This is a genomic window from Synechococcus lacustris str. Tous (assembly GCF_003011125.1).
GTDB lineage: Bacteria > Cyanobacteriota > Cyanobacteriia > PCC-6307 > Cyanobiaceae > Synechococcus_D > Synechococcus_D lacustris.
In genome coordinates, this window is record NZ_PXVC01000017.1 from 26,199 (window position 1) to 39,179 (window position 12,981).

A 12,981-nucleotide genomic window follows, 5' to 3' on the forward strand; every position below is an offset into this window, starting at 1 on the left:
TAATTTACCATCAATCACCAAGTTTAACCATGCCTGCACTGTTTAGCACCAGCTATAGCCAAGATTTCAATAGCTTGGCTGCAAGTGGAACACTTAATGCATGGGAAAATGATACAACCATTCCTGGTTGGCATTTATTTCGTCAACCAGCAAGCACCCCCGTTGCGATTACTGCATATAACGCCGACACAGGTGCCATTAGCAGCGGAAGTTTTTATAGCTTTGGGTCAACAGGCAGTAGCGAACGTGCTTTAGGCGGTTTAGCTTCAGGGGGTACTTACTTTGGTGGACCATTATCAGCGGCGGTAGCCGGCTGGATAGCTCTTTCACTTAAAAATCAAAGTAGTTTCAATATCAGTTCTCTAACTATTGGCTTCAGTGGTGAACAGTGGCGAAACGGTGGTAACGCAGAAACACAAAGTATGTTGATGGAATATGGCTATGGCACTAATTTTAGTGACGTAACAACTTGGAACAAACCAGCAAGTTCATTTAAAAACTTCACATCTCCCATTGCCACCACAGCAGCAGCGGCCGTTGATGGCAATAATGCAGGTAAAATATCAAGCCTTGGTGGTAACCTCGATCTAACAGCAACCCCCTGGACCCCAGGATCTAACCTTTGGCTGCGCTGGATAGATAATAATGATTTCGGCAGTGATCACGGCTTAGCTATTGACGATGTAAGCATAACAACTTCAACAACTCCTACGCCTACACCTCCTGCAAGTGCGGATTATTCAAATGATCCACTTAAGCCAACCGTAATTTCACTCAACGGGTCAGCCGCAGCATTTAAAACATCTATTTCAAACAACGTTACAGGCACATCAGACGTAGCAGACTATGTAACTTTTGAGGTCCCCGCAAACCAAATACTGTCTTCTATTAAATTAGCATCATACACTTCCACAGATAGCAAAGCATTTATAGGTCTACAATCTGGTAAAGAAATAACAGCGTCTGCATCAAACGCAACTCCACTAAAGGGCTATAGTCATTTCGGAACTGCCTCGGAAGCAGCAACTGCCAAAGTTGGCGAGGATTTAATTTCGAAGTTTGGTGGACCATTAACTGCTGGCAATTACAGTTTATGGATACAGCAAATTGGCGCATCTACAGACTACTCTTTTGACCTACAACTAAGCGATGCTCCCGCATCACTTCCAGTTATTTCAATAATTGCAACTGATGCCTCTTCCGGTGAATTTGGCGATGCCGCCAGCCTACGAATCAGCCGCACTGGTTCAACCACCTCTGCATTAGAAGTGCAATTGAGCTTGCGCGGTGGAGATGCGCTAGCCACAAATGCCGATCTAAAAACTCCATTGCCCGCATCGCTAACAATTCCTGCCGGTGCAGCAAGTATTGATTTAGCTATTGAAGCATTAGATGATGCCGTCAGTGAAGCCACTGAAAATCTAATAGTTGAAATTAAAGCTGCTAACACATACAGTATTTCAGAAACAGCTGGCAACGCAACAGTAGCAATCATTGACAACGACAGAATTAGCAAGATTTCTGAAATTCAGGGCAACTCAACTGCTACACCACTACTGAATCAAAGTGTTACAATTAGCGCTATAGTAGTTGGTGATTTCCAATTAACAAGCGAACTAGGTGGCTTCTTCCTTCAAGAAGAGATTAGTGATTGGGATACTAGTTCCTTAACTTCTGAAGGTATTTATGTAGCCTACCCGCTCTCAGGCACCAACGCTAATGTGGTAATTGGTGATCGTGTAATTCTCACTGGAACTGTTGGTGAACTCTTTAATCAAACCGCTATTACCACTGTTAATGCTCTAAAAGTAGACTCCCAAGCGCGCTTAGTTGACACACAGCGTGTAGATGTTCCCAACCTACTAGCTCAACGCAATAATAGCCTTGATCTAGAGCCCTTCGAGGGCATGTGGGTACGCTTTCCCGAGAAATTAACTGTTAATGGCTTATATGGTCAATTCCGTTTTGGCGAAATTGAATTAAGCGCTGGTGGTTTACCCCAGCAACCCACTAATGTGATGGCACCTGGTGCAGCTGCTTATGCAGCAGAGCTGGCTACAGCTAAGCTTGAATTAGTTTTAGATGATGGCAGCAACAGTAGCTATCGAGCCGCATCTGCAGCAACACCTGCCGCACCAGTACGCGATCAATTACTGCGACGCGGAGATAGTATTAAAGCCGTAGAGGGAATCATTAGCTACGGTTTTGATAAGTACCGCCTGCAACCAACTACAACACTTTCATTTACAACAGAAAACCCAAGACCAGCAGCTCCAATTGCAGCAAAAACTGGAGAAGTAAGGATCGCAAGTTTTAATGTATTAAATACATTTAGCACACTAAATACAACCGGAGCCCTAGTGGGGAACACGGGGCTAGCTCCTAGAGGTGCAAACACAGCTGAAGAGTTAGAACGGCAACTCAACAAACTTACGGTTGCACTTAATGGCTTAAAAGCAGATATTATTGGTTTAATGGAGTTGGAAAACGATTCAGATGATAAAACCCTGAAAACAATTGTTGATCGCCTCAATGCGTCCCAAGCCAGCGGATCCACAGCCAACTATAGCTTTATACCCACGGGAACAATTGGAACAGATGCAATAAAAGTTGGTATAGTATACAACAATAAAGTTGTTACACCGTCTACAAATGGCAAAGCGATCTTATCCGATTCAAGCTTTACTGATCCACTCTCAAGTGGCGTATCTAAAAATCGTCCAGCTCTAGCTCAAGCATTTAGCGAAACAGCCACTGGCGAAGTTGTTAACGTAGTAGTAAATCATCTCAAATCAAAAGGTGCAGGGGGAGATACGGGGCTTGATGTGGATCAAAAAGATGGCCAAGCTGCCTTTAATGCAACCCGCACTGCTGCAGCCAAAAAACTACTTGATTGGATCTCCACCAAACCAACGGGTAATAGCGATGCTGATTGGATAATCCTGGGCGATATTAATGCCTATGCAAAAGAAGATCCAATCAAGGTTTTTGAAGCAGCTGGTTATCGAAATGCATTGCCATCATTTACGGCTGAACCCGCCTCAAGCTACGCCTTTTATAACCCTGTTGATATGAGTGGGGCCTTGGATCATATGATGATATCTGCTCCATTAGTTAAACAGGCAATCAAGGCAGATGATTGGAATATAAATTCAGCTGAGGGTGCTTTCCGCGATTACAACCGAGATACCAACAGCAATGGCAACGCAACTGTTCGCGATTTCTATGCGGTTGATCCCTATCGCACCTCAGATCATGATCCTGTAATCCTGGATTTAGATCTGGGCCGCGCTTTACCTACAGGGCTCAAATTCAATCACGGCGTTGCTTCTGGCGACCCATATACCAATTCTGTTATCCTTTGGAGCCGCATTTCAGCAGCCAAAGATTTCGCTGGCCTTATAGATGTTCAGTGGGAGATATCTAAATCAGCTAGCTTTAGTGCTGGATCAATAGTTGATAGTGGAGTATTCAGCACAAGCGCCGCCCGCGATTGGACAGTGAAAGTTGAGGCTGATGGCCTCAGCGCAGATACCAATTATTTCTATCGCTTCCGTAGTGGTGATTTAATCTCTGAAATTGGAAAAACCAAAACACTACCTGTTGGTTCCGATCCAGTTAGATTAGCCGTATTCTCATGTGCAAATTTCACCGCAGCTGAGCAATTCTCAGCATACGGGCGTGCAGCTTCTGAACATGAAAAAACTCCCTATGATGCCCTTTTACATCTAGGCGACTATATCTATGAATACGGTGCCGGCGGTTATGGAGCAGCTGAATCCGCAGCAACTAGCCGTGGTTTTGAACCAAATCGGGAAATAGTAAGCCTAGAAGATTACCGTTTACGTTATGCCCAATATCACAGTGATTTAAATCTACAAAAATTGCGTTCTTCTGCGCCATTAATTGCAATTTGGGACGATCACGAAAACGCAAATGATAGTTGGGCTGGTGGAGCTCAAAATCACCAAACAGAAACCGAAGGGGAATGGCAAACCAGGCGTGATGCTGCTCTCAAGGCCTACCATGAATGGTTACCTATTCGCGAGCCTGGCTTACGCCAGGCAAGTGATGGAGCTACTGCACTATCACCACTTAGCCAAGGCTATCGGAGCTTTAACTTTGGAGATGTGTTGTCTTTACACATCCTTGAAACAAGGCTTACCGCAAGAGATGAACAGCTTAAATATCCCGATGCTGCTGCTGTACAAGCCCGAATTGGAGCTATCCTCGCAGATCCAACGCTCACTGCAACCTATGCAACAAATTATAAATTAACCGCTCCTAAATCTGCAGCAGATGTTCCAACCTTCGGCGCAGCTCTTGCGCAACCTGTTACGCAAGAGCTAGTTTTTGCTGCAGTTCAGAAAGCATTAGGTGATCCAGAGAGAGATTTAATTGGAGATACACAATTAGCCTGGTTGCAAACTCAACTTGCAACTTCAAAAGCTCCTTGGCAAATACTTGGCCAGCAGGTACTAATGCAATCAATGGCCGTACCAGCAGAATTATTACTTGATGCAGGAAATCCAGCCCTGTTAGATAAATATGCAGCACCGCTCCAAAAACTTGCCACTGGCACAGCCTTTGCAAACCTACCCGCAGCTGAGCAAGCATTGTTTGCAGAAGCGGCAAAGATTCCTTATAACCTCGATGCTTGGGATGGTTATGGAGTTGAGAGGGAAACAATTCTCCAAAGTGCCCTTGCGCTCGGCAAAAAGTTAATAAGCTTGGCAGGAGATACCCATAATGCTTGGGCTGGCGTTTTAGATACTTTTACAGCCGCACCCTCTGGCAATAAACCAGCAGGAACAGTAGTTGGTGTTGAATTTGCCACCCAGGGTGTTACATCACCTGGCCTTGAAAAATATCTACCTGGAGCAGATGCTTACATCAGGGCCAAGTATCCTGCAGTTGATGGTTTAGATGGTGTTTTCACAGGCTATGTAAACGGCTTGAAATACGCCGATCTAAATCGTAGGGGCTACCTAGATCTCACAGTGAGCCCAGCTGCTGCAGTTGGCACATTCGTATTCACGGATGGGGCTACAGAAACTGTTGTAGCAGATGCCAAACTAAATATTGCCTTAAATTCTGCGCCAAAAACTATTAGCTGGTTACCTACCTGGCAAGAACTTGATTTAGTTAACGGCATTGCTGTTGATTCAAAAGGAGCACAATTCCTCCTCGACCCTGCAAGTTATGCCGCAAGCCCCCGCAGCGGCGTTCAACTTGCTGATGTATCAGTTGTTGGCTCAACGGGCGCGGATCGGATTTTTACAGGCATCGGCTCATTGATAGATGCCCACGAAGGAAACGATGAGCTATTTACCACCGACAGCCTTGGCAATAACACCCTTATAGGTGGAAAAGGTATTGACAACTTCTACCTAAAACAATCTAGCGATTGGATTATTGGCGGCAGTTTATTTGGAAATCATGAAAAATATGGCACCAACCCTTACACTGCGTTAAGTGATATAACAACTGATAAGTTCTACATTGATTCCTCCTCTTTCCAAGAAGGAAAGCCCCCTGTAACTATCTCAGATTTTAGTTTTGGAACTGATCAGGCATTTATCGATGGTTTAGCCGTAAACAGTTAAAGGAAATATTCTCACATTTGCCACTCCAGCAGGGATTACCCAAAGCGATTTAGATAAGCTGCAAACTGAACTCGCAGTTTATGATGGTAAATCAATAAATCCATTCACATTTAAATTATCTTTATCAGAATCAACTCCAATAGAATATATAACAACCGAAGGTAAACTAATTAACCCGGTAATGCGAGCAAGTTCTGGCAACCTAGATTCTGTTCCAAAAATTGCTCGCGCCTCTATAAGCCCAACATTCACGGATAAACCTGCAAAATTAGATATCGGCAAAACAAGTGTCAATTTTGATATTAAACCTAATGAATCCAGTGCTTCCAAAAATACTGCGGTCGTTGCAATGGATTTGGCACCGATGCTTGATGGCATGACTCCTACTAATAAGCGCCTTGCATACTTTACTTTTGATACCCCTGGTGAAGGTGCCGATCCTGTTGCAAAAGCATTCACCTATGATCCAATAAAAAAAGCAGGTGCCCAATTCTTCGATCTTGATGGCAAAGATGGTGCGGAAACTGTGCGCCTTAAATTCATAGATAATGGTTATGGCGATAAGAATCCGGCAGTTGGAATTATTGAAGACCCCTCCACTGCAGGTGTTGTTGAGCTTGCACCTATTCTAACTAGCAAAGGCTCAATTCTCTCAGTGGAGGATCCGAATGACAAAGTTTCTCCAGCCGCGGTTGTATTAAGATCATCAATCACAAGCCGGGCAAACAGCGTTAACCAACTTGGCTATGTTGCATTCAGCAACTCTGAAGATACAACTATTACATATAACATTCTTAAAGATAGGGCTAATATTTTATTTGCTAATTTAGAATCTGGCGATGTGCCTTCTCTGGCGAATATTAATTTAAGTAGAGACATAAGCATTATCAACGGGCAGAAACTTGTGTTCTTTGAAGTGGTTGATTCAACCCTAGACAAACTAATGGGACAAGCTTCTAGTGTTAGAGAATTTGGCACTAATTTCCGTACACTTACACTCAACGGCAGTGCTACAACCACCAATGCAACCAGTGGTGGAAATACTCTCAAGATTGATTTAATTAATTCTTCTCTATCCATTGGCGACTTGATTTCTACAGACGTACAAGAATCACCTATTCTTGATTTCAGTTCATTATCTGGCACTTCTCTAACAGGTTCTGTAACCGTGGCACGAGAAGCAAGTTATAACTCAACTATTGGCTTCTACAAAATTGAGAATGCTGGCGGGGCAGTAAGGGATAGTCTTGGGGCAATACTCCAGCCAGGAGACGCTAATTATAGAACTGCAGCGCTAAGTTCAAACAATATTTTCAGTAACTTTGGCTCCTTAACCGCAGCAAATGGTGGGAATACCACCACAAACCTCACAACATTCAGTGATGCTGGTTTACTAGCTCCATACGCAACTGTTGCTAACATCGGTGAAACTTTCTTTGCCTTTGGCAAAGCTAATAGCGACGGAATTAACCATTTCCGAGCCCTTGGCAGCAATTCCTTTGGCCTGGAGGACGTTAAAGGCGGTTTCGACCTCGACTATGATGATATGATTGTAAGCTTCAACTTTAAACTGGCTACTGCTTAATGCATAAAGAAATTGAACCTATTGTGTTCAGTTGGATTAAAACCGAATGCGGCAGATCAAAATATATAGAACTAGCTAGCCGTAAAGGGATAGCTGCGCGTTTGCGGCTTAGCTGGTTTGTGTTGATTGCAGCGATAAGGGACTTACGCCTAACTCAGGATCAGCTATGAATTATTGTTATTTAATACCCTTTGGGCAGCCTTGCCAACAAACCAAACACTTGCAAGGGTTGCAAATAAACCGATAATCCTCACGGCCCAGCTGAGTGGATCTGCCCTGCCGGAGAGCACCTCACCAAAACGGGCCACATCACCGGCTAATGCGCCGAGGCCACAAAATAAAATTGTGCCTGGCAAAATACCAATTAAACCAATGCTGTAATCCCTCAAGCTCACCTCACTTAAGCCATAGGCAAAATTAAGTAAACTGAATGGAAATGCAGGAGACAACCTAGTTAATAAAACTAATTTCAAACCCTCTTTACTTACAGCTTGTTCAAGCGATTGCAATTTAGGCACTGCTGCTAAACGGCGGCGGGCCCAATCCCGCAGCCAATGGCGCCCCAGCAGGAAGGCCGCCTCCGCCCCAAGGCAAGCACCGATAAACACCACCAAACTGCCCCACCATGGCCCATAAAGGGCACCCGCCAACATCGAAGCCCACACCCCAGGCAACAACAGCGTTACCCAAACCGCATAAAGGGGTATAAATAAAACCGCTCCCAAGGGGGATTGCAGCAAGGGCAGCACCTGGCTAAGCCAGGAAGATGAATCATCCATGATTAACAATACGCAATCGGGGTGTTTATGCCATGGTGCGTAGGGAACTGATTCCATAAACAACCATGCAGAAAGCAGCTAGCAATGCCGAAGGCTTTGAACCCTTTGAATAAGTATTTGAACAGTATGTAATGGCAACCAAGCTTAATAGCGATTACAAATTCAGTGAACAGCTGCACCTTTTACCTAGCCAGCAGCTCAGTTACATCTACCACTGAAGGCGCTTGTTGCCGGGGGACGATAAAACTTGCCATTTTTAAACCCTACTGCACTTTGATAGCTTTTGCGCCAGGAGGAAGAACAAAATAGCTAATTCCAATTGATATAAATTACGCAACCCAATTTTCAATTTGCAATTGCGAATAGGCTTGAAAATCTCCAGGGTTATTAGTTACAAGAATTACCTCCAACGCTATAGCATGCGCGGCTATTAACTTATCGAGCAAATCACGGCGGCGCAGCCGCGTTTCCCATCGAACTGGCGCATAAGCGGCGGCAGCTAATCCATCAAACGCGCGTACAGGCACATCCACAAGAAAAAGGTCTAGTGCCTCCCGATTGCGGGCGCGCTCAGTTCCAGAAGCGATTACCCCAAACTCCAGCTCCGCCAGTGTGATCGCTGAAATCAACAGCTCCCCGACACGGCAACGAGAAAAGCGATTAAGTACCTGAGGAGGTTGATGCTTCATCAGATAGATACAGATATTGGTATCAAGAAGGTATTTGGGCCGCAATTAAAAAACCTCTCGATCAGCTTGCTCCTGTTCACCGCGGCCAGCAACCATGAAATTAGGCGAAAACTGGGCAAGCGCAGCTAGGGCACCGCAAATTGGCCGGCCGGCTGGGCGAATGCGCAGTTCATCTCCCACTCGATCAATCTCCAGCTCCAAATCACTGCGGGCAAAGGCATACTCAGCCGGAATGCGCACAGCCTGGGAATTACCGTTTCGGAAAAGCCTGGTGATAGCCATTGAACGCGCAAAAAGCCGTTTGGATGTATGAGTACATCCTAGAGCTAATTATCCCAAATCTCCTAAACTTTTGCGCGCCAGATCAGCCTGGGCTTCTGCCTCCCTTAAGTTTGCACGGCACTCAAGCACCACATCTGCTGGTGCCTTATCAGCAAAATTTGGATTCGCAAGGCGGCTGGCTAAACCGGCGATATCTTTTTCTGCTTTTGCTAAATCTTTCTCCAAGCGGCTGCGTAAAGCATCAAGATCTTGCTCTGGCAATTGCAACTGCACCTGAGATGTACCACTAATACCCATTAACGAACGAGGCATTTCAGGCATTTCAGTGCTGATTTCCACCAATTCTACTTTTATTAATACAGCTAAATCTGGTATTGCTAATTTAAGCACTTTTAGCAACTCAGGCCGAGCACTAGTTATTACTAGCCTTGATACTTTTTGCGCTGGTTTCATTCCGCCTGTGGCCCTTAGGTTGCGAGCAACTCTTACTAATTCGATCATTTCAGCAAAATTATCTTCCAATTCAAGATCTATCGCCTGCAGATCAAGCGCTGGCCATGGCTCCAAAGCCAGTAGTTTTTGCTCTGGAAATCCAGTTAATCCATGCCACAATTCCTCTGTGAGATGGGGCATTAATGGATGCAACATAACAAATAATTCAGTTAATACCTTTGCCAACACCTGGCGGGCAGTGCGCTGCTGGGCTGGATCCTGCAGGCGCCTCTTAAGCAATTCGATCGTCCAATCACACACCTCATTCCAAGCGAATTCATACAAACCCTTGGCCGCTTCACCGAGGGCGTAGCTGCCATAGCGCTGGGCTGTTTCTTGATTTACCCGCGCTAGCCGCGCCAGGATCCAACGATCGGCAAGTTGCAGCTGGGCTGGATCAGGCACACCAAGGCTTTGCGGCGTTTCACCACCGAGGTTTAGCAGGGCAAAGCGCGTGGCATTCCACAACTTATTGGCGAAATTACGGGCCCCTTCCACCGTGGCGGAACTGTCGGTTTTGCGGTTGTAATCAAGGCGGATATCTTGGCCGGCACCCGCCACTTCACGCACCACAGCAAAACGCAGGGCATCAGCGCCGTAGCGATCAATCAACAGCAATGGATCGATGCCATTACCAGCTGATTTGCTCATCTTGCGGTTTTGTTCATCCCGCACTAGGCCGTGAATATAAACATCAGCAAAGGGAATCCAGGCTTCTTCTGCGCCGCGGGGATTTAAAACAGCGGCCAGCATCGTCATGCGGGCCACCCAGAAAAAGATGATGTCGAAACCGGTTACCAACACGCTGGTGGGATACCACTTAGCTAAATCAGCTGCCGAGCCATCGGGCCAGCCAAGGGTGGAAAAGGGCCACAACCCACTGGAAAACCAGGTATCGAGCACATCTTCATCCTGCTCGATTTGCACATCGGCGCCGTATTGAGCCATGGCCAGCTGCAGGGCCTCCGTTTCATCACGGGCCACCACATAGGGGGTGGCATCGCTTACCCGGCCGGCAGTTTCACTGATCACAAACCAGGCGGGGATGCGATGGCCCCACCAGAGCTGGCGGCTGATGCACCAATCGCGAATATCGGTGAGCCAATCCAGGTAAACCTTGCTCCACCGCTCCGGCACAAACTGGGGTTTGCTTTGCGCTAACGCCTCGCGGCAACGGGCCGCCAATGGTTCGGTTTTAACAAACCATTGGGTTGAAAGCAGCGGCTCCACCGGCACCTTGCCCCGCTCTGAATGGGGCACCGCATGGCGATAGGGCTCCACCTTCACGAGGAAGCCCTCCGCTTCCATGGCAGCTACCACCGCCTTTCTGGCCTCAAAGCGATCTAGCCCCGCAAATTGAGCAGCGGCGGCATTCATGGAGCCATCTTTAGCCATCACAGTGATCAATGGCAGGCCATGGCGTTTACCGATGGCGAAGTCGTTGGGGTCGTGGGCGGGGGTTACCTTCACGCAACCGGTGCCAAAGGCGGGATCCACATGGCTATCGGCAACGATTGGAATTTCCCGGCCCACCAAGGGCAGCGTGAGGGTTTTGCCAACTAGGGCGGCATAACGGGAATCATCGGGATTCACCGCCACACCCGTGTCACCCAAGAGCGTTTCAGGCCGGGTGGTGGCCACCTCGAGGAAACCATTGCCACCGGTGAGTGGATAGCGGAAATGCCATAGGAAGCCATCCACCTCCTTCATCTCCACCTCTAGGTCGCTAACGGCCGAACCGGAAGCCGGGCACCAATTCACCAGATATTCACCCCGATAGATCAAACCCTGCTGATGCAAACGCACAAAGGCTTCAACAACAGCGCGATTGAGCTGGGCATCCAGGGTGAACCGCTGGCGCTGCCAATCAACGGAATAACCAAGCCGCTTTAGCTGGGCAACGATCCTGCCGCCACTCTCCTCTTTCCAAGCCCAGGCCCGGCCGAGGAATGCCTCGCGCCCCAGCGCTTTCCTACTGCTGCCTTCTTCTTTTAGTTGCTTCTCGAGGATTGATTGCACCGCAATTGATGCGTGGTCGGTGCCGGGCAGGCAAAGCACGTTTTTACCCTGCATGCGCTGAAAACGCACGATCGTGTCGATCAGGGCGGTATTAAAGGCATGGCCCATGTGCAGGCTGCCGGTTACGTTTGGCGGTGGGATCACCACAGCAAAGGGCTCGCCCGGGGCCAAGGGATCGGGGTGGAAGGCACCCTGTTGCTCCCAGGCCTGCTGCCAACGGGCTTCTGTGCTGATCGGGTCGTAGATCTTGGCTAAAGCTTCAGCGGGCGACTGGTCCTCAAGCACGGCATAAATATGGCGGTGGGGCCATCGTGGCAAAGCAAGGTTCGCAGCTTCTGAAACCAGCCTTAATCACAGCCTTAAATAATTGATAATCTCCACTTTTTAGCAGTTAAAAATACGCCTTTTTGGCAGTGGATCTCACACCCCACCTAGAGCTGTTGCAGGAGCGCAATCAGGCAATTATTAAATTGATCAAAGGGGAGTCGGTGGTGCTCTGCCTTGGCGATCAGAATTTATTGATCAGCCATAGCTTCAACCCAAGCCATCAAGCACTGCTCAAGGGGCTGTGCAGCGCCGAAGCGGAAGCGGTGCATTTGGTGAAATTGCACAGGCCGAAATTCTTGGTTTGCCACGACAAATTGCTGCCAGGTGATGGCATTGAACTGATCAAACGCTGTAAAGCAAGCCAGCCCAGCCTAAAAACCCTGCTGGTGGTGTGCCAGCCAGGTAATTTCCAGCTGCAGCTTGCCCTTGCCGCTGGCGCCGATGCAATTTGCGCCGCCGATCGCATCGGCCAAGGCACGGTGCTGCAGGCCCTGCAATGCCTTAAGCAGGGAAGTTGCTACATCGATAAAGGCCTGCGGGATAGGGCTGCGTTTGAGCCGAACAAGCTTTCGCCCAGGGAGCTAGAAGTGCTGCAAGAACTGCATCTCGGCTTTGATACCAAAGGAATTGCAAACCGTTTAGGCATCAGCCCAAACACCGCCAAGGGTTATCAAAAACAGCTATTTCAGAAACTTGGCGTTAGCAGACGCATGCATGCGGTGCTTACAGGCATACAGATGGGCCTATTGCAGGCACACTAGGAAGGCCGAGCCGTGCACCAATGGCCCTAGACCTCAACGATCCAGATCTCGAGTTTGCCGATCTGGTTTACGCATACCAAAGCTGGGTGCTAGCCGTTTTAAACGACGAAAAGCTCAACCCAGAGGGCGACAAGCTCAACAATGAAGACATCGCCGAGGACGCCATGAACGCCCTGCGCTTCCTGCCATCGGAAGTGACCTCTGCGGTGGAAACCACCCTCGCCCGCGCCTATGAAGTGGATGCGGAAGAACTAGCTGATCTGCTGTTTCCTGAGGATTAAAGGAAAGTTTTAACTCTGGGGGGTTGTTTCTAACGATCCCACTAAAACTTCAAATTCCTTTTGCTGGCCAAGCCATAGGGCCTCCTCCCTAGCGCTTGGCAGTAATTGCAGCAGCTCGGCAGGCCTTAAATCGTGCCCTGCTCTTGAGAGAAACAGGTTC

At 47.7% G+C, this 12,981-nt stretch carries 9 protein-coding genes; 4 read left to right on the forward strand and 5 right to left on the reverse strand.

The window, feature by feature from the left end:
* Positions 1 to 29: 29 nt before the first annotated feature.
* Positions 30 to 5,606 (forward strand): ExeM/NucH family extracellular endonuclease, encoded by a 5,577-nt coding sequence (locus C7K08_RS05585; protein ID WP_106499656.1) that lies wholly within the window; start codon positions 30 to 32, stop codon positions 5,604 to 5,606.
* A 78-nt stretch (positions 5,607 to 5,684) separates the two neighbouring features.
* Here the strand turns inward: C7K08_RS05585 and C7K08_RS16135 are convergent, their stop codons facing one another.
* Positions 5,685 to 5,984 (reverse strand): hypothetical protein, encoded by a 300-nt coding sequence (locus C7K08_RS16135; protein WP_106499657.1) that lies wholly within the window; start codon positions 5,982 to 5,984, stop codon positions 5,685 to 5,687.
* Here C7K08_RS16135 and C7K08_RS05595 point away from each other — a divergent pair.
* Positions 5,956 to 7,191 (forward strand): hypothetical protein, encoded by a 1,236-nt coding sequence (locus C7K08_RS05595; RefSeq protein ID WP_133165161.1) that lies wholly within the window; start codon positions 5,956 to 5,958, stop codon positions 7,189 to 7,191. The two genes, C7K08_RS16135 and C7K08_RS05595, sit on opposite strands and share 29 nt — an antisense overlap.
* A gap of 164 nt (positions 7,192 to 7,355) precedes the next feature.
* On the opposite strand, the gene C7K08_RS05600 is transcribed toward C7K08_RS05595, so the two are convergent.
* The 4 genes from C7K08_RS05600 to C7K08_RS05615 all read right to left on the reverse strand — a co-directional run bounded on the left by C7K08_RS05600 (position 7,356) and on the right by C7K08_RS05615 (position 11,737).
* Positions 7,356 to 7,970 carry a TVP38/TMEM64 family protein gene (locus C7K08_RS05600; protein ID WP_106499705.1) on the reverse strand — a complete coding sequence of 205 codons (615 nt, stop codon included), beginning with the start codon at positions 7,968 to 7,970 and terminating at the stop codon, positions 7,356 to 7,358.
* Between the two features lie 329 nt (positions 7,971 to 8,299).
* Positions 8,300 to 8,704, reverse strand: coding sequence for a type II toxin-antitoxin system VapC family toxin (locus tag C7K08_RS05605; RefSeq protein ID WP_106499659.1), 405 nt, complete (start codon positions 8,702 to 8,704; stop codon positions 8,300 to 8,302).
* On the reverse strand, positions 8,705 to 8,941 hold the full coding sequence (locus C7K08_RS05610) for an antitoxin (RefSeq protein WP_106499660.1): 237 nt from the start codon (positions 8,939 to 8,941) through the stop codon (positions 8,705 to 8,707).
* Positions 8,942 to 8,989: 48 nt separating this feature from the next.
* Complete coding sequence (locus tag C7K08_RS05615; protein ID WP_106499661.1) at positions 8,990 to 11,737, reverse strand: valine--tRNA ligase; 2,748 nt, start codon at positions 11,735 to 11,737, stop codon at positions 8,990 to 8,992.
* A 128-nt stretch (positions 11,738 to 11,865) separates the two neighbouring features.
* Between C7K08_RS05615 and C7K08_RS05620 the strand changes: the two genes are divergently transcribed.
* Both C7K08_RS05620 and C7K08_RS05625 read left to right on the forward strand, forming a co-directional pair.
* Positions 11,866 to 12,540, forward strand: coding sequence for a response regulator transcription factor (locus C7K08_RS05620; protein ID WP_206603816.1), 675 nt, complete (start codon positions 11,866 to 11,868; stop codon positions 12,538 to 12,540).
* Positions 12,541 to 12,560: 20 nt separating this feature from the next.
* Positions 12,561 to 12,821 (forward strand): hypothetical protein, encoded by a 261-nt coding sequence (locus tag C7K08_RS05625; protein WP_106499663.1) that lies wholly within the window; start codon positions 12,561 to 12,563, stop codon positions 12,819 to 12,821.
* Positions 12,822 to 12,981 lie beyond the last annotated feature (160 nt).